14 protein-coding genes are annotated in these 17,908 nt (G+C 75.0%); 11 read left to right on the top strand and 3 right to left on the bottom strand.

Annotated elements, in window-relative coordinates; genetic code table 11:
• Positions 1-104: 104 nt before the first annotated feature.
• The 6 genes from ACFU9E_RS12390 to ACFU9E_RS12365 all read left to right on the top strand — a co-directional run bounded on the left by ACFU9E_RS12390 (position 105) and on the right by ACFU9E_RS12365 (position 7,772).
• Positions 105-1,271 (top strand): AAA family ATPase, encoded by a 1,167-nt coding sequence (locus ACFU9E_RS12390; protein ID WP_380685569.1) that lies wholly within the window; start codon positions 105-107, stop codon positions 1,269-1,271.
• Positions 1,268-1,702: a hypothetical protein gene (locus ACFU9E_RS12385; RefSeq protein WP_380685571.1), complete on the top strand. Its 435-nt coding sequence runs from the start codon at positions 1,268-1,270 to the stop codon at positions 1,700-1,702. The genes ACFU9E_RS12390 and ACFU9E_RS12385 overlap by 4 nt, the downstream gene beginning before the upstream one ends.
• A complete protein-coding gene (locus ACFU9E_RS12380) occupies positions 1,699-3,387 on the top strand; it encodes a hypothetical protein (RefSeq protein WP_380685574.1) in 1,689 nt (562 codons plus the stop codon). The genes ACFU9E_RS12385 and ACFU9E_RS12380 overlap by 4 nt, the downstream gene beginning before the upstream one ends.
• Positions 3,384-6,251, top strand: a complete 2,868-nt coding sequence (locus ACFU9E_RS12375; RefSeq protein ID WP_380714961.1) for a bpX6 domain-containing protein — start codon at positions 3,384-3,386, stop codon at positions 6,249-6,251. The genes ACFU9E_RS12380 and ACFU9E_RS12375 overlap by 4 nt, the downstream gene beginning before the upstream one ends.
• Positions 6,252-6,366: 115 nt before the next feature.
• On the top strand, positions 6,367-6,906 hold the full coding sequence (locus tag ACFU9E_RS12370; RefSeq protein ID WP_380688163.1) for a hypothetical protein: 540 nt from the start codon (positions 6,367-6,369) through the stop codon (positions 6,904-6,906).
• A gap of 14 nt (positions 6,907-6,920) precedes the next feature.
• Entirely contained in the window at positions 6,921-7,772 is an 852-nt protein-coding gene (locus tag ACFU9E_RS12365; protein WP_380688165.1) for a LysR family transcriptional regulator, read from the top strand.
• A 216-nt stretch (positions 7,773-7,988) separates the two neighbouring features.
• Here the strand turns inward: ACFU9E_RS12365 and ACFU9E_RS12360 are convergent, their stop codons facing one another.
• Complete coding sequence (locus ACFU9E_RS12360) at positions 7,989-8,831, bottom strand: MerR family transcriptional regulator (RefSeq protein ID WP_380688167.1); 843 nt, start codon at positions 8,829-8,831, stop codon at positions 7,989-7,991.
• Between the two features lie 122 nt (positions 8,832-8,953).
• Between ACFU9E_RS12360 and ACFU9E_RS12355 the strand changes: the two genes are divergently transcribed.
• Genes ACFU9E_RS12355 through ACFU9E_RS12345 form a run of 3 tightly spaced genes read left to right on the top strand, consistent with a single transcriptional unit; the run spans position 8,954 to position 11,375 of the window.
• Entirely contained in the window at positions 8,954-9,427 is a 474-nt protein-coding gene (locus ACFU9E_RS12355; RefSeq protein WP_355359905.1) for an Rrf2 family transcriptional regulator, read from the top strand.
• A 59-nt stretch (positions 9,428-9,486) separates the two neighbouring features.
• Positions 9,487-10,707: an MFS transporter gene (locus ACFU9E_RS12350; RefSeq protein WP_380714958.1), complete on the top strand. Its 1,221-nt coding sequence runs from the start codon at positions 9,487-9,489 to the stop codon at positions 10,705-10,707.
• Entirely contained in the window at positions 10,704-11,375 is a 672-nt protein-coding gene (locus ACFU9E_RS12345; protein ID WP_380688566.1) for an HD domain-containing protein, read from the top strand. Before ACFU9E_RS12350 ends, ACFU9E_RS12345 begins: the two co-directional genes overlap by 4 nt.
• 87 nt (positions 11,376-11,462) lie before the next feature.
• On the opposite strand, the gene ACFU9E_RS12340 is transcribed toward ACFU9E_RS12345, so the two are convergent.
• On the bottom strand, positions 11,463-12,752 hold the full coding sequence (locus ACFU9E_RS12340) for a serine hydrolase domain-containing protein (RefSeq protein ID WP_380688568.1): 1,290 nt from the start codon (positions 12,750-12,752) through the stop codon (positions 11,463-11,465).
• Positions 12,753-13,028: 276 nt separating this feature from the next.
• Between ACFU9E_RS12340 and ACFU9E_RS12335 the strand changes: the two genes are divergently transcribed.
• Both ACFU9E_RS12335 and ACFU9E_RS12330 read left to right on the top strand, forming a co-directional pair.
• A complete protein-coding gene (locus ACFU9E_RS12335) occupies positions 13,029-14,477 on the top strand; it encodes an MFS transporter (RefSeq protein ID WP_380688571.1) in 1,449 nt (482 codons plus the stop codon).
• 396 nt (positions 14,478-14,873) lie between these two features.
• On the top strand, positions 14,874-17,420 hold the full coding sequence (locus tag ACFU9E_RS12330) for a collagenase (protein WP_380689753.1): 2,547 nt from the start codon (positions 14,874-14,876) through the stop codon (positions 17,418-17,420).
• Between the two features lie 72 nt (positions 17,421-17,492).
• On the opposite strand, the gene ACFU9E_RS12325 is transcribed toward ACFU9E_RS12330, so the two are convergent.
• Positions 17,493-17,831: an ArsR/SmtB family transcription factor gene (locus tag ACFU9E_RS12325; RefSeq protein WP_380689977.1), complete on the bottom strand. Its 339-nt coding sequence runs from the start codon at positions 17,829-17,831 to the stop codon at positions 17,493-17,495.
• Between the last annotated feature and the right edge of the window lie 77 nt (positions 17,832-17,908).

The raw sequence follows: 17,908 nt of genomic DNA, 5'->3' as shown, positions 1-17,908 counted from the left end.
AGACGCCGCGGGCGGGCGAAGCCCCCCGGGGGCGCGGGTCGCGGCCGGGGCCGACGGAAACCCGCTGGTGACGGCAGGTCCGGGGCCCGTAGACTCCGGTGCTCGTGACCCACATCAGCACCCCGCCCGACGCCCGCTCCGCCGCGCTCCGACCGGACGCCGAACTGATCGGCGCCGCCGTCGCCGCCGCCGGGCGCGGCACCGTCGACCGCGAGACGGTCGCCGAGGTGGTCGCGCTCTGCGCCGTCGCGGGGGAACACCTGCTGGTCGTCGGCCCGCCCGGCACCGCCAAGTCGCAGGCCGTGCGCCGGGTGGCCGGGCAGCTCGGCGGCCGCTACTTCGAGTACCTGCTCGGCCGGTTCACCGAACCCAACGAGCTGTTCGGCCCCGTCGACCTGCGCGGCCTGCGCGAGGGCCGGGTCGAGTTCGAGACGGCGGGCATGCTGCCCGAGGCCGAGATCGCCTTCCTCGACGAGGTCTTCCTCGGCTCCACCGCCGTCCTCAACACCCTGCTCGGCCTGCTCAACGAGCGGGTCTTCCGGCGCGGCGGCACCGTCCTCGCCAACCCGCTGCGGGTCTGCGTCGGCGCGGCCAACCACCTGCCGGAGGACCCGGCGCTCGCCGCGTTCGCCGACCGCTTCCTCGCCCGGGTCTTCGTCGAGCCGGTCGCCGACGCCCGCCTTGAGGAACTGCTGGAGGCCGGACGGCGGCCCGCCGCGCCCGCTCCGGCCGCCGGCGCTGACGTGCTCGGCGCGCTCGACCGGCTCACCGCCGCCGCCTGCGGCTGCGACCTCGACGCCGTCACCCCGCTGCTCGCCACCGCGCTGCGCCGACTGCGCGCCGCCGGCGTGCCCGTCGGCGACCGGCGGGCCGTCCGCTCGCAGCGGCTGGTGGCGGCCGCCGCCGTCCTGGACGGACGGGACGTCGCCGGTGCCCGCGACCTGTGGGTGCTGCCGCTGATCGCCCCCACCGCCGACACCCAGGCGCTGGCCCGCGACACCCTCGGCGACCTCATCGAGAAGGCCGCCAACGAATCCCTCATGCACGCCGCCGAGGAGCTCTCGCGCAGCACCGCCGCGCGCGCCGAACGCCTCGCCCGCACCGGCGCCGCCCTGCTCGCCGAGCACCGTGGCCTCCCCGGGGGGCGCGACTCCCGGCTCCGGCTGGAGGCCGCGCTGCGCGAGATCGACGCCGGATTCGCCCCGGCCGACCTGCCCGCCGCGCTCGCCGGCATACGGGCCGAGCTCGTCGCGGCGGTCACGCCCTCGTGACGGCCGCCCCCGCTCCGCTCGCGCCGCCCGCCGTGGCCCTGCGCTGGGAGCGCCGCGAGCCGCCGCTGCCCGCCACCGCCGTGCTCGCCGTCGGCGCCGCCGTCCCCGCGCTGGCCGCCGCCACCCGGGAGCGGCTCACCGACGGCGCGCGGCTCGGCGTCCTCGCCGACGACACCACGCTGCTCGTCCTCGGGGCGGAGGCCGACCTCCCGTGGGCGGACGGCGCCCGCTACCTCGGCCACGACGGCGAGCTGCTCGTCCCCACCACCGCCCGCCCCCGGCCCGCGCCCGCCCTGTGGCGCACCGCGCTGGGCGCCGAACCCGGCGACCTCTGCGTGCTCGTCCCCGGCCACGCCCTCGTCGCCGCCCGGCCCGCCCCCGCCACCGACCCGGACGCGCTCGCGCCTCTCTCCGGGGAGCCCGCGCGATGACCGCCGCCCCGCTGCCGGCCGGACTGGCCGCCTGGGCCGGTTCGCTGTCCGCGCTCACCCCCGAACTCGCCACCGCCCTCGGGCCGTTGCTGCGCCGCCTCGACGTACTCGTGGGCGAGCGCGAGCCGGTGACCGACGGACCGGGGGAGCCGGACGGCCTGGGCGGGCTCGGCCGCTCCGGGCGCCCCGACCAGCTGCTGCCCGCCGAGTGGCTGCTCGCCGAGGAGTACCCCGAGGAGTTCCTGCGCCGCTTCGTCGACCGTGAACTCCTCTACTTCGCACCCGAGTTCCATTCCACCGCGCCGCGCGGGCGGACGGTCGCGATGGTGGACGCCGGCCCGTCGCAGGCCGGCGCCGGGCGCCTCGTCCAGCTGGCCGCGCTGCTGGTGCTGCACCGCCGGGCCACCGCCCGGGGCGGCGAGCTGCTGGTCGGCGTGCTCGGTGACGAGCCCGTGCACTGGTTCGGGGGCGAGCCCGCCGAGCTGCTGCCCGCCTGGCTCGCGGCCCGCCGCACCACCGAACCGACGCCCGAGGACGTCGAGTTCGCCGCCGCCACGCTGGACGCCGCCGACCGGGCCTGGGTGCTCACCTCGCCCCGGCTCGCCGACCGGCTCCCCGGCCTGCCCAGGGTCCTCGCGAGCGAGGCGACCCGCTGGGGCTCGGCGGGCGCCACCCATGTCACCGTCCGTCTTGACCGCGCGGAGTTCGAACTGCCGCTGCCCGCCGCCGACATCGCCGTCCGGGCGCTGCGCGGAGCGGAGTTCCGGCGCGCCGCCCCGAAGCCCGTCACCCCGTCGCCGGCGGCGGCTCCGCTCGGGCGGGGGCTGCCCACCTTCACCACCGAGGCGCCGTTCCTGCTCGCCCGCGGCCGGGACGCCGGAACGCTGCTCGCCGTGGACGTGCGCGACATCGAGCGGCGGCACGGCGGCGTCGTAGGGCCCAAGGCGCACCGCGTGAACGGCCAGGTGATCGCCGCCGGACGGCACGGCCGCCGACTGATCGCCCTGCACCTCGCCCAGGGCCGGGTGCTCCGGTACGTCAGCGGCCGACCGCTTGCCGGTCCCGCGGAACTCTCCGTCGAACCGGCCGAACTCGGCCTGGACGAGGGCTTGGTGGCACGCCTCGCGGGGCGCCCCGTGCTGCCGCTGCTGCGCGCCGGGGACGATCTGCTCCTCCCGGTCGCCGGACGCTGGCGCCGGATCGCCCCCGATGGCACGGTCACCGACGACGGGCCGGTCGGCCGGGGGACGGAACGCGAGCGCGGCTTCGACCGGTTCCGCGAGCCGCGCCTGGTCGAACGCGCCCTGCTGCCGGAGGCCGCGCAGGCGCGGCACCTGGTGCACGCGGGCGGGACGGCCGCCTGGTCGGAGGACGGCAAGCACTGGACGGTGTGGACCAGGCTCGGCGACGAGCGGCGGCTGGCGTTCCGGGAGAACGCCGAGGTGCTCGGCCTGGTGCACGACGGCCGCGAGCCCGCGCTGATCACCTGGTCGGCGGGCGGCCGCCTGATCCGGGCGGTCCGCGCCGACGGCGTCCGCACCCTGAGCCGGTTCTCCGGCGGCACCGTCCCGCCCGCCGTGCACCCCGCCCTGCCGCTGATCGCGGCCGAGACCTCGTCCGGGCGGATCGTCGTCGGCGACGCCACCACCGGCCGGATCCACCACCTGTTCGGGAGCGACGAGTGAACGCCGCGGGCTTCGTCTTCGACGTGCCGCTGATCGGCCCGGCCGAGGCCGCCGACCGCGTCCTGGCGCTCTGGTGCGACGGTGCGATGCTGCGCGAACTTCCGGACGGACGCTGGCTGCTGACGCTGCCCGAGCCGGTCCGGATGCGCGCCGACCGGCCCCTCGGCCTGCCGCTGGAGCGCACCGGAAGCGGTGCGCTGGCCGCCCCGGGAGCCTCCTCGGAGGGCGCCGGCCTCGGTCATCTCGTCCTGCTGCAGGCCGATCTGACGATACGTCAGATCATCGGCGAATTGCCGACGGTGGACCCCGCCGACTGGCTGCTGCTGAGCGGACTCACCCTGCACCGCCCGCGCCCGCTCGGTGTCGCCCCCGCCCCCCGTGCCGAGCACGTCGAGGAGTCCCTGCCGCCGTTGCCCCGCCCGGACCTGCGGACGGCGGCCGGCATCCGGCCGCCGTCCGACCGGGCCCGTCGGCTGACCGCCGAGGAGCCGCCCGCCACCGGCGCGCGCTCGCGGCGGCAGCGTGGCCCGCAGCTCGCCGTGGACCCCCGCACCGCGAAGGTCATCCTCGCCCTGACGGTGGTGCTGCCGCTGGTACTCGTGGTGCTCCACGGCGTCGGACTCCTCGCGGACGGCGGCCTCCACCCGGGCCGTGTGGTGGTCGTGGCAGCCGTCTCGGGCGCCGTATACGGACTGCTCTTCGGTAGAAGGGCCACCCAGGAGGGGGGCGGCGGCACCGCAGGCACCCCCACCGGTGGGCCGGCCGCGCCGCGCCGCACCGGTCGCCCGTGGCTCGGCGACCTGCTGGCCCGCCTCACCCTGCGCACCCCCGCCGCCCACCTGCTGCACGGCCGCCACGCCCGCTACCTGCGCGAGCTCACCCGGGCCTTCGAGCAGCACCGCTGGGAGGACGCCCTGCGCGACGCCTTCCCGCTCGCCGCCGGGCAGCAGACCGCGGCCACCGCCCGCGGCTGGCTCACCCTCACCCTGCCCAAGCGCTTCACCGGCCCGCTGCGCCCCACCCCGGCGACCGGCGGCCGGACGGTGACGAGCCCCTTCCACGGCCCCACCGCCCACGCCCACCTCACCGCGCTCTACCGCGCCGCCGCCGAGCGCCTGGAGCAGCAGGGGCGGATCGACGAGGCCGCGTTTGTCCTCGCCGACCTGCTCGACGCGCCCGCCGAGGCCGTCGCCCTGCTGGAGCGGCACGACCGCCGCACCCAGGCCGCCGAACTCGCCGAGGGCCGAGACCTGCCCGCCGACCTGGTGGTCCGCCTCTGGTGGCAGGCCGGCGAGCACGAGCGCGCCGTCCGCACCGCCCACCGCCGGGGCGTCTTCGCCGCGGCCGTCGACCGCCTGGCCGCCGTCGACCCGCGGGCCGCCCGCGCCCTGCGCGCGGCCTGGGCCGAGCACTGCCGCGCGGCCGGCGACCGGCTCGGCGCCGTCGAGGCGGCCTGGCCGGACGCGGCGCTGCGCCCCACGCTCGCCGCCGACCTGCGGGACGCCGTCGCCCTCGGCGGCCCCGTCCGTGGCCGCGCCCTGCCGTACCTGCTGGCGCTGGGCGCCGGCGACGCCACCCGCGCCCTGGCCCGCGCCGTCCTCGACGGCGACGGCGACCCGCACACCACCGGCCGCTCCGCCCTGGCGGCCGCGCTCGCCGACCTGCCGGCCGCCGACGAGGCCACCGACCGCGAACTCGCCACCGCCGCCGCCCGGGCCGCCGTTCGCGACGGCGGCTTCGGCGGTGCCGACGGCAGTGGCCCGGGCGGCGCGGCCGAGAAGGCCCTGTTCGACGGACTGCTGCGCCGCGCCGACCCGCTGGCCGCCGCCGACCTGGCCCGCCCCCGGCCGCTGCCCCGCCTGCGCACGGCCGCCCCCGCGTACACCGCCGCCGACCGTCCGGGCACGCTCCCGGTCCTGGACGCCGCCCTGCTCGCCTCCGGCTCCGTGCTGGTCGCCTGCGGCCAGGCGGGCGTGCGGCTGCTCGCCCTCGACGGCCGCACCCGCGCCCGCTGGGACACCCCCGCCGACCGGCTCGTCCTCGCCGACCACGGCGGCAGCGCGCTGCTGGTCGCCGACCACGGCCCGGAGTCGAGCGCCTTCGCCCGGCTCGACCTCGCCACCCGCACCGTCCGGCCCTGGACCACCCTGCGGGCCCGCCGGGTGGCGCCGTCCTTCGACGGCCGGCACCTGCTCGCCGAGGACGAGGGCGCCCTCGTCGTGCTCGACACCCTGACCCCGCGCCCGACCGCGGTGTGGCGCGAACTCGGCGGCGAGCAGCGACTATTGGGAGGCATCACGCGTACCCCGGGCGGCTGCGCGGCCGTCGTCCGCTCGCCGCTGCCCGACGGCTCCCCGCTCACCGAGGTGTGGCGCTGGGACCTGCCCGGCTGGGAGCTGCGCGGCCGGCTGCGGGTGGACGACGCCCTCACCGGCGCGGCCCTCACCGGCGCGGCCCTCGCCGAGGAGCCGCTCGCCGACGTTCCCCTCGACCCGGTGGCCCTGGCCGCCGGCAGCCTGCTCACCGCCTTCGCGGGGGAGTCGGAGCACACCCGCCTGCGCTGGACCTCCGACCTCCCCGCCGTCGAACTGGGCGTCGACGGCCGGGCGTTGACCGGCCCAGCCGCCGACGGCGAGCACTGGGCGCTGGCCGTCCCGGAAGGGGCGGACCTGCGCGTCCACGCCGGCACCGGCCCGTCCGCCGCGCCCGCGCTCACCCTGCTCGTCCGCGACGCCTCCGATCCCCGGATCGGCGTGCGCCGTCACGCCGGCACCGTCACGTACTGGCACCGCTCCGGACGGGTCCTCGCCACCTCCGCCGACGGCACCGCCCTCCTCGTCAACCTCCGGGTGACCACCGGCTGACGGGCCGCCACCCGCCTCGTCGGCGAGCAGAAGGATTCGGCGGATTCCCACCCCGGGGAGGACTACCCTACGAACATGCGCCGCTACCCAGTGCGGCCGGCTGAGGAGGATTCCCGTGTCGTCTCCCTGTGACCCCGCCTACGCCCGCGCCGGCGATGTGAGCACCGCCGTCATGGTGATGGACTCGCGACTGAAGGCCATCTACGACGGCAAGAGCGGCACCGACCCCGAACAGCAGCGACTGGCCGACGAGTTCGCCGCCTCGATGGGCCCGGAGGACGCGGACGCGCTGCTCGACGGGGTCTGCACGCTCATCTACATGTACATGGACTGGCTGCGGACGGTCTGCGAGCGCCATGACAAGGACGTCATCGAGCACGTGGTGCCCACCCTGGTGGCCACGATGCGGATGATGCCCAACACCTTCCGCCGCGAGGTCATCCCCACCATGGCCGGCCTCCTCATCGCCTCGGGCACCGGCCTGAGCCCCAACCTGTGGCGCGCCCAGTACGGCGACTGGACCCGCGCCGAGATGAACCCCCTGGAGGCCACCGCCGTCCTGCTGGCGGAGCAGATCAACCGCATGGTCGGCGACGACCAGGAGTTCGCCACCCGCCTGATCACCGACGCCCTGGCCGTCACCGACGACAACTGACCTATCGTTGCGGCGTGGAGCTACGGACCCTGCGCTACTTCGTGGCCGTCGCCGAGGAACTCCACTTCGGCCGGGCCGCCACCCGACTGCACATCAGCCAGCCGCCGCTGAGCCGGGCGGTCAAACAGCTGGAGGCCGACCTCGGGGCCCTGCTCCTGGTCCGCTCGCCCAGTGGCGTCACGCTCACCCCGGCGGGCGCGGTGCTGCTCGACGAGGCGCGGTCCCTGCTCGACCACGCCGACCGCGTCCGCCTCCGCGTGAGCGCGGCGGCCGGTTCCGCGGCCATCACCGTCGGCATCCTGGGCGACGGCACCGACCCGGCGGTGGCCAGGCTCGCCGCCGCCTACCGCCGGAACCACCCCGGCGTCGACATCCGCATCCGCGACACCGACCTGACCGACCCGACCTGCGGCCTGCGCGCCGGACTCGTCGACGTCGCCCTGACCCGGGCACCGTTCGACGAGACCGCCCTGACGGTGCGCACCCTGCGGACCGATCCGGTCGGCGTGGTCCTGCGTGCCGACGACCCGCTGGCCCGCCACGACCGGTTGCGGCTGGCCGAGTTGGACGGGCGCCGCTGGTTCCGGTTCCCCCGGGGCACCGACCCGGTCTGGCAGGCGTACTGGCACGGCGGCACCCCGCGCGAGGGCCCGGTCGTGCGCGCCGTCCAGGAATGCCAGCAGGCCGTGCTCTGGAACGGCACGATCGGCCTGGCCCCGCTCCGGCACGACGTACCGGCGCAGCTGACCGTCGTGCCGCTGACCGACATGCCGCCGAGCCGGGTGGTGGCGGTGTGGAACGAGGGCGACACCAACCCGCTGATCCGCTCCTTCGTCGAGATCGCGACAGCCGCGTACTGCCGTTAGCCGGCGACGCGGGCCGGCTACCCGTCCGGGTCCCGTCCGGGTTCTCGTCCGGGTGGAGGGCGTCGAGGACGAGGGTGGAAGCCGTACAGGTAGCTGTCGATCAGTGAGACCGCGTGCGCCGTCATCGGCACGGAGAATCCGCCGCCGCGCAGCGCGCCGATGACGGCGTCGTGGTGGCGAAGGGGCGCAGGGCCGGGCTTGGCGGAGACCGCGGACTCAGCCCTCGTCGGGCTCCGCGATCGGCCAGGCGATCTCCAGGCGGTTGTCCGGGTGGTCCGGCGTGCCGGTCCAGCGGCGGTAGATCATCCGGGCCGGGCCCCCGAAGGCGAAGCCGTGCTCGGTGATCCAGCCGGCGACGGCGTCGTACGCCCCGAGGATCCGCGGGAACGCGGCGGCCTCGCCCTCGACCTCCGTGCACGCGAGGGTGCTCGCGGGCAGCTCGCGCACGGCCATGCCCTCGGGCAGGTCCGTGGGCTGCGCGCCGTCCTCCCGGAACGGCAGGCAGGCCTCGACGAGCGTCGCGTTCTCGTCGTCGCACACCCCGTGGAAGCGGACGAAGGCGGGCCCGGCGAAGGTCAGCGGGCCGCGGCCGGCGACCTCGTACATCTCCTGGTACGCGCCGCGCAGGAAGGCGTCCAGCCCGGAGTTGTCCAGGGTCGCCCCGCGGACCAGGATCCGTTCGGCGGCGCCCTGGCGGACGGTGACACGGTGGGTCATCTCTGCTCCTTCGGTCAGTCGGCTCAACAGGCTGTGGACCACGGAGCGCTGCACCTCCAGCCGCCGCTCGGCCGCCCGCAGCTGTTCCCGCAGGGCGGCGGCGAGCCCCTCCTCCTCGGCCAGCAGCCGGCTCAGCTCCTCGACCGGGATGTCCAGTTGCCGCAGCGCCCTGATCAGCTGCGCCGTCCGTACCTGGTCACGCCGGAAGTACCGGTAGCCGCTCACCGGGTCGACGAACGCGGGCACCAGCACGCCACTGGCGCCGTAGTACCGGAGCGCGGTGACCGAGAGGCCGCTGGCCTGCGAGAACTGCCCGATCGGCAGCAGGTTTCTCCTGTCCACGGCGTCGACTGTGCCGTCTCGTGCCACCTGAGAGTCAAGCCCGGTGTCCCGGAACGGCCCCGGGAGCGGGCGGGCACGGGGTGACGGGGGATATCGAGATATGTAGTATCCCGATTGTGCTGATGGGTGAAGGCGTGGAGTGGGGTCTGCACTGCTGTCTGGCGCTGGCGTGGCTCGATGAGCAGGCGCCGATTCCCGCCGGGCGGTTGGCGGAGATCTTCGAGCTGCCGCCGGTGTATCTCAAGAAGCGGCTGCAGCCGCTGGTCAAGGCCGGCGTGCTGGTCTCGGTGGCGGGGGCGCGCGGGGGGTACCGGCTGGGGCGGGCACCCGAGCGGATCACGCTGATGGATGTCGTCGCGGCCGTCGAAGGGGCGACCGAGGCGTTCCGCTGCACCGAGATCCGGCAGCGCGGTGCGGGCGTGGAGGCGGTGGGCGGGGAGTTCGCGAAGCCGTGCGGGGTCGCCGGGGCGATGCGGCGTGCCGAACTCGCCTGGCGGCGGGAGCTGGCGGCGCAGACGATCGCCGACCTGCTCGCCGTGAGTCCGCCCGGCGCTCCGGACCGGATCCGCCGCTACCACGAGCGCCTCGGGTCCTGACGGCACATCGACGACCGGCCCGGCCGAGCGGCCGGGCCTTCCTGTGGAGGGGAATCGGGATGTTCAATGTCTCGTTAAGCGGATCGAAGAAGGCCAAGACGCCGGGCGAGGTGCCCGGGCGGGACGTGCTCGGCGCCGTCCCGGCGCTGGCGCTCGGCACCTTCGCGGTCGGCACCGACGCCTTCGTGGTCGCCGGCTTCCTGCCCGAACTCGCCGCTGACCTCGGCGTCCCGACGGCCACCGCCGGGCAGGCCGTCACCGTCTTCGCCGCCTCGTACGCGCTGCTCTCACCGGTGCTCGCCACCCTGGCCGCCCGGCTGCCCCGCCGCCGACTGCTGGTCGGCGCGCTCGTCGGTCTCGCGCTCGCCAACCTCGCCTCCGCCCTCGCACCCGACTTCGCCGTGCTGCTCGCCTCCCGGGTGGCCGCCGCGGCGGCCGCCGCGGCGTTCACGCCCAACGCGGGCGCCGTCGCCGCCTTCCTGGTCCGCCCGCAGCGGCGGGCCCGGGCGCTGGCCGTGGTGGTGGGCGGGCTGACCGTGGCGACCGCGCTCGGCGTGCCACTGGGCGGCCTGGCCGGCCAGTGGACGGGATGGCGCTGGGCGCTCGGCGCGGTGGCGGGGCTGGCCCTGCTGGTGGCCGGGGCGGTCGCCGTGCTGCTGCCGTACCTGCCGGGCGACCCGCGCGTTCCACTGCGCGAACGCCTCGCGGTGCTGCGCCGCCCGGCGGTGCGGGCGATCCTGCCGTTGACCGTGCTCGGCATGGCGGCGGCGTACACGGTGTACGCGTACAGCGTGCCGGCGCTGGCGGCGGTCGGCCTGACGGCCCGCGACACGGCGTGGGCGCTCGGCCTCTACGGCGTCGGCGCGATCCTCGGCAACCTCGCGGCCGGGCTCGCCACCGACCGCCTCGGCGGCGTGCGGGTGCTGACCGCGGGCTACGTCGTGATGGCCGCCGGACTCGCCGGCCTCGGTGCCCTCGCCGCGACCGGCACGCACGCGCCGGCGCTGGTCGGACTGCTCATGGTGGCCTGGGGAGCGGGCAGTTGGTGCCAGACGCCCCCGCAGCAGCACCGCCTGATCGCCGCCGCGCCGGGGGAGGCGCCGCTGGTGGTGGCACTGAACTCCTCCGCCATCTACATCGGCATCGGCACCGGTACCCTGATCGGCGGCCTGACCGCCGGCCCGGGGGCGACCACGATGTACGTGGTCGCCGCCGGACTGGCGCTCCTCGCGCTCGCCTACCTGTCGCTGACGGCAGGAGAACGGACCACCACCTCGTGAACGACGAACTGGCGCTCCCCGGCACGGATCTCGCGCGGCACACCCTGGCGTTCGCGCGGAGTCTGCTCCCGCCCGCGCTGGCCCACCACAGCGTGCGGACCTACCTCTACGGACGCCTCCTCGGCGAGCGCCGCGGACTGCGGCCGGACCACGACTACGACGACGAACTCCTCTTCCTGGGCTGCGTCCTGCACGACTGCGGGCTCAGCGCGGAGGGGAACGGCGACCAGCGGTTCGAACTGGACGGCGCCGACCTCGCCGTCCGCTTCCTGGAGGGGGAGGGCGTGGCGGCGGACCGCACGGAGGTGGTGTGGGACGCGATCGTGCTGCACATGGACCGCGAGGTCGCCGAGCGCAAGCGCCCGGAGATCGCCCTCGTCGCCCTCGGCGCGGGCTTCGACCTGGGCGGCGGCCCGGACAGGCTCCCGCCCGGCTACGCGGACCGCGTCCACCGGACGCTGCCGCGCCTGCACACGGCGGCGGTGCTGCACGACGCCATCGTCGGCCAGGCGCTCGAAAATCCCCGGAAGGCACCGCCGTTCACGATGCAGGGCGAACTCCTCCGGCAGGCGACCGACGGGAGCCGGCCGTCCTGGGAGCAACTCGCCCGGTCGGCGGGGTGGAACGACTACGACGGGTACCGGCCCGACCCGCCGACCGCGAACTGAGGCGGGTTCCGGGCGGCTTCGAGATCCTTCCCCGGACGTCCCCAGGGCCGGGCGACGGTCGTGGGGACATCCGGGGAGGGCGGAGCCTCAGCGGAGGTCCGGGCCGGTGAGGGGGAGGGGCGGGAGCGCGGGCGCGGCCGCGAGGGCGCCCGCGTCCGCCGCCGGGTCGCACAGCGTCTTGGCCACCAGCGAGCCGATGGCCTCGTTGCTCGCGGAGGTATCCCTGCCCAGGAACGGGTTGTGCGAAAGGGCGAACTGGCGGCGCCCGTCGCGGCTGCCGAGCAGCAGGGTGCTCCAGCCGGCGAGGCTGCCGTCGTGGCCCCAGGCCGGCTCGCAGCCCGGGCCCAGGTCGAGCCGGAGCACGCCGAGTCCGTACCGGCCGCCCCCGATCGTGGTCGGCACGGTGTTCGTCAGGGCGGCCATCTCGGCCGGGCGCAGCAGCTTGCCGCCGAACAGCGCGGCGTGAAAGCGGTCGAGGTCGGACGTGGTGGAGATGCCGTTGCCGGCCGCGTCCACGAGGCTGGGGTTGAGCCGGGTGATGTCGGCGGGGCTTGTCGGCATGTCGACGTACGCGTGGGCGTGGGGGCCGCCGAAGCCGGTCTCGGAGCCCGGGAACAGTGTGTCGTCCAGGTGCAGGGGCCGGACGATCCGGCGCTCGACCTCGTGCTGCCAGGTGTGCCCGGTGACCTTCCGGACGATCATTCCGGCGAGGACGTAGTTGGTGTTGGAGTAGTGCCAGCTCTGCCCGGGCGCGAAGTACGGCGGGTGCTCGGCGGAGACCGCGGCCAACTGCTGCGGCTGGTAGTCCCGATAGCGCCACGTCCCGTACACGAAGTCCTGGAGGTCAGCCTCGGTGCGGACCTGGAAGCGCTCGTCGTCCGTGTAGTTGAACAGGCCGCTGGTGTGGTTGAGGAGCTGCCGGACGGTGATCGCCCCGCCGTTCGGCACGACGCCCGGCAGGTGGCGCTCGACAGGGTCGTCCAGCCGGAGTCGGCCCTCGCCGACCAGCTGGAGGACGACCGTCGACACGAAGGTCTTGGTCACGCTGCCGATTCGGAACCGGCCGTCCGACCCGGCCGGCTGCCCGGTGGCCAGGTCGGCGGTCCCGGCGGCGCCCCGCCACGGGGAGCGGCCGGGGATGCGGATCTCCGCGAGCGCGGCGGTCATCCCGCCGTGGTCCACGAGGTCCCGCAGCTCCTGCTGTCCGTCGACGCGCGGGCGACCTTCCACAGTGGACCCGGTTCCGGCGGCGGGGGCGTCCGCCGCCACCGCTGCCGGGGCGATTGTGACGACGGTGGCCCCGGCCAGGGCGACGGCGGCGAGCCGCTTCCCCAGCCGGCCACGCCGGTGCGATGTCCGAGCCTGAACGATGGTCATGGTTCCCGCCCCTTCCCGCCCGGCGGCCCCGGGCCGTCAGCCCCATGATCGCACCCGCCGTACGCCCCGTACGTCCTCCTACGGGGGCAGCTCCGTGCACCGGCGGCGGGGGTGACACCGAATCAAATCGTCGTCGGGTTGCTTGACTTGGTCTTTCGGCCCGGCCGTGGCGCCGGCCTTGGCGCCGGGGCGGACCGGTGTTGCCTGACTGTGCAATCGTACGTGAATATACGTACCATCAGTCATGGTCTCACCGAGATCGAGGAGCACCTCCGCATGCCCGTGACACCGATCGCGCCCGCCCGCCCGGGCTGGACCCTGGTCCTGCTGGCCCTGGGGCAGACCGTGTTCGCCCTGGACCTCAACATCGTCTTCGTCGCCCTGCCCGAGATCGGCACCGACCTCGGCTTCCCCGGCCAGACCCAACAACTCGTGGTCAGCGCCTACGTCGTCTTCGCCGGGGGCTTCCTGCTGCTCGGGGGCCGCGCCTGCGATCTGCTCGGGCGGCGGCGGGTGTTCGTCTGCGCGCTGGTGCTCTACGCGCTGTCCTCGCTGGCCGGTGGGCTGGCCCGGTCGCCCGAGGTCATCGTGGCCGCCCGGGTCGTCCAGGGGATCGGCGGGGCGCTGCTGCTGCCGTCGATCCTCTCGCTGGTCAACACGCTGTTCGAGGAGGGGCCGCGGCGCAACCGCGCCCTTGCCGTGTGGGGCGGCGCGGGCGCCAGCGGGCTGACCCTGGGTGCGCTGCTCGGCGGCGTGCTCACGCAGGGCTTCGGCTGGCCGGCGGTGTTCTTCGTCAACGTGCCGCTGGCCGGGGCCATCGCGCTCGCCGCCGTGTTCGTCATCCCGCCCGACCCCGCGCGGACCGGGCGCCGCCGCTTCGACCTGCCGGGGGCGCTGACCGTGACGGCGGGCGCCACCCTCCTGGTCTTCGCGCTGGTCGAGGGCCCCGAGCGCGGCTGGGCCGACCCGTGGATCCTCGGCGCCCTCGCCGCCTCGCTCGTCCTGCTCGCCGCCTTCGCCGTGATCGAGACCCGCAGCGCCGACCCGCTGATGCCCTTCCGGCTGTTCCGCAACCGCAGCCTGAGCGCCGGTGCGGCGATCACCTTCCTCTACATGGCCACCTTCGGCGTCCTGCCGTACTTCCTCACCGTGCTGCTGCAGAGCGTGCACGGCTACAGCGCGCTGCAGAGCGGACTCGCCTTCCTCGCCCCCTCGCTCGCGATCGCCGCCGGCACCCAGCTCGGCGAGCGGCTCACCACCCGGGCCGGCCTGCGGCCCACCCTGCTCGGCGGGTTCGCGGTCGGTGCCGTCGGGACCGCCGCGCTGGCCGCGGGGTTCGACGCGGACGCCGGCTACCTCGCGCTGCTGCCCGGGCTGGTGGTCTCCGGGCTGGGCCAGGGCGTGGTCTGGACGGCCATGTGGATCGCGGCGGCCGCCGGCACCCCCGCCCATGAGCAGGGCATCGCCGGCGGCGCCGCCTCGACCACGATGAACCTCGGCAACGCGATCGGCCTCGCGCTCTTCACCGCCGTCGCCGACGCGGGCACCGACGGGCTGAGCGGCGAGGGGCTGGCCCGCGCCACGGCGGACGGCGGGTTCCTGGTGGTCCTGCTCACGGCGGCGGGCATGCTGCTGGGCCTGCTGTTCGCGCTGACGCTGCGCCCGGCGCGCGCGGACGCCGCCACGGCCGTTGCCCCCGACTGCCCCATGGCCGTGTCGGGTTGACCGCCCCTCGCGTGGGCGGCCTGGGCCGGACGGTGCTTCCACCGTCCGGCCCAGGCCGTCCGTCGTCCCCGGACCCGGCCGGTCACCCCGCAGGCCGCCCGGCCGGTCGCACCGCCCGGGGGTCGGGCCAGGAGGGGGCGAGTTCCGCGGAACGCAACCGTCGCCGCGCACCGAACCGGCCCGGAGAGCGCTCGTGATCACTTGGTGTGATCAAGTGAATTCACTGAATAGCTCGGCTGAATAACGATGCACATGTGACATGTCACAGGCTATTGATGCGCGGTCGGTCGTGTGAGACGGTTCGTCACGCGCTTCGACGGCCTCTTCCCCCCACGCCCGAGGCGCGTTCATATGCCCTTCCCCCACGAAGGAATGACGATGCGTCCACTCTCACGCATGCCCAGACTGCTGTCCGCAGTCGCCGCGGCAGGTGCCACTCTGCTCGGCATGGCCGCCGGCCCGAACCTGGCAGTCGCCGCCCCCACTCCCGCACCGGCCATATCGAACACGCACCAGCCCTCCGGCAGCTCTTCGGAGGTGCCCGGCAGCCCGTTCGCCGATCCCGAGAGCCCGGGCGCGCCGCAGTCCCGTCCGCTCACGGCCGCGCAGCTGCCGCTGGTCAACCCGCTGTCCGTCACGGCGCCGGCGGAGACCGGCGCGGACCAGGGCCTGGCCAAGGCCGCACCGCGCGCGCTCGCGGCGGAGCCGGTCACCGCCCAGTCGTGCACCCCGGCCGACTTCGCCGGCCGGACCGGGGCCGCCCTGGTGTCCTACGTCAAGGCCTCGACCCCCCAGTGCATCGGCTCGCTGTTCTACACCGCGGGGAGCCCGTACGCCTCGGCCCTGTTCCGCCAGGGCCAGATGGCGACGATGGCCGACGCCTTCCAGAGCGCCGCCGCCTCCTACCCCGGCGACAACTCGGCCGCCACCTGGCAGGTCGTCCTGTACCTGCGCGCGGGCTACTACGTGCAGGACAAGGACCTCGCGCACGTCGGCCCCTACGACGCGACGCTGACCGCCGCCGTGACGCGCGGCATCGACGCCTTCCTGGCCGGCCCGCACGCCGCGGACGTCACCGACGCGAACGGCCAGGTCGCCAACGACGTCATCATCCTCACCGACAGCGCCGGGCAGCAGGGCCGCTACCTGAACACCTACCGGCAGGTGCTGAACGGCTACACCAGCGCGTACGACGGCTCGAAGAACCTGCTCACGTACGTCAACAGCGCCCTCGGCGCGCTGGACCGGGGGCACGAGAACAAGGCCTTCGTCGACGCGGTGACCGCGGACCCGGGCATCGTCGACACCCTCGACGCGTTCACCCGCACCCATCACGACCTGCTCGGAACCTACCCCGGCTTCCTGGTCTCCAACGCCGGCATCGAGCTGACCCGGTTCGTCAAGTACCCGGCGCTCCAGGCCAGGATCCGCCCGCTGGCCAAGGCCCTGCTCGACAGCTCGTCGATGACCGGCCCCACCGCCCCGCTGTGGGTCGGCACGGCCAACGCGGCCGCCTTCTTCGACAAGGACCAGTGCTCCTACTACGGCGTCTGCGACCTGAAGCAGCGGCTGACCAAGGCCGTGCTGCCGATCAGGCAGACCTGCAACGCCACCCTCACCGTCCTGGCCCAGGACCTCACCGCGGCCGAACTCGCCGCCGTCTGCGCCGACCTCAAGGGCGAGGACGCGTACTTCCACGGCCTCGTCCGCGACAACGGCCCCATCCCCGGCCAGTACGAGTCGTCCGTGCAGCTCGTGGTCTTCGCGAGCCAGGCCGACTACCAGACCTACGCCGGCGCGATGTACGAGGCGAACACCAACAACGGCGGGGTCACCCTGACCGGGACCCCGAGCGACCCGGCCAACCAGCCGGTCTCCCTCATGTACCGGCATCCGAACGAGAACGGCTTCACCGCCCGGATCTGGAACCTCAACCACGAGTACGCCCACGTCCTGGACGCCCGCTACGACATGAAGGGTGACTTCTACCAGCAGACCAGCGTGCCCGACCTGTGGTGGATCGAGGGTGTCGCCGAGTACGTCTCCTACACCTACCGCGGCGTCACCGACGTCAACGCGGTCGCCCTGGCCCCCAAGCACACCTACGCGCTCAGCACCCTGCTCCAGAGCACGTACCTGAACAGCGACGTGGTCCGCACCTACCACTGGGGCTACCTGGCCGCCCGCTACATGATCGAGCGCTTCCCGGGCGTCGTCCAGACCATGCTCGGCCTCTTCCGCACCGGCGACTACGCCCGCGCCTACGCGTACTACAACGGCATCGGCACCGCCTACGACGCCGACTTCACCAGGTGGGTCGACACCTGCGCCACCGACACCTGCCTCACCGCGGGCACCCCGAAGGCGGCCTTCGACGCCACGGTGCGGGACCTGAACGTCCAGCTGACCGACCGGTCCACCGAGACCGGAGGCAAGGGCAGCATCACCGGCTGGGCCTGGAACTTCGGCGACGGCACCACCGGTGCCGCGGCCTCCCCGGCGAAGTCCTACCGTGCCGCCGGCACCTACACCGTCACCCTCACCGTCACCGACAGCAACGGCAAGACGGCCACCACGACCCGGACCGTCACCGTCACCGCCCCGGCCGCACCGGCGGCCTGCACCGACCCCGACGCCCGGAAGATGGACTACAACTGCTTCCGCACCGGCCGCTCGGCCGACGCCGGAAGCTCGGACCAGATGTACATCTACATGCCGGCCGGCACCACCACGCTGACCGTCTCCACCACCGGCGGCACCGGGACCGCCCACCTCTACTACAGCCCGGACCGCTGGGCCTCCACCACGGACTACGCCGCCTCCTCCACGAACAGCGGCACCACCCAGACCATGACCGTCACCAACACCACGGCCGGCTACCGCTACATCACCCTCTACGGCAAGACCGCCTTCAGCGGCGTCACCGTCACCACCCAGTACTGACGCGGCGACCGGCCACCGTGCGAACGGCCCGGGGCGGACGGCCTTCCACCGTCCGCCCCGGGCCGTTCGGCGTCAGTCGGCGGCGGGCTCCTGCCGTTCGTCGTCGCGGGCGCCGGACAGCACGGCGTCGAGCAGGCCGGGGTAGCGCGCGTCGAGGTCTTCGCGGCGCAGGTGGAGGAGGTTCTCGCGACCCGAGGGCTGCTGGTGGATGACACCGCTGTCGCGCAGCACCCGCCAGTGGTGGGTCATCGTCGACTTGGCGGTGATGCCGATCGCGGCGAGCACGCTCCCGCAGTTGTGCTCCCCGCCGCCGTCCAGGACGCGGACGGCGGAGAGTCGGACGGGGTTGCCGAGAGCGGTCAGGACGTGTTCGATCCGGATCTGCTCGCGGGCGGGATGGCGGTAGCTCATGACCCCACCGTAACGCGAGGATTGACGGCAGCCGCCGGCCCGGCGCCGGTCGGTCGGCATGCACCGGCCGGTACGAC

It is taken from the genome of Kitasatospora sp. NPDC057595 (assembly GCF_042800875.1).
Taxonomy (GTDB): Bacteria; Actinomycetota; Actinomycetes; order Streptomycetales; family Streptomycetaceae; genus Kitasatospora.
The sequence above is the reverse complement of the archived record's forward strand: the minus strand, read 5'-3'. Positions and strand labels throughout refer to the sequence as shown.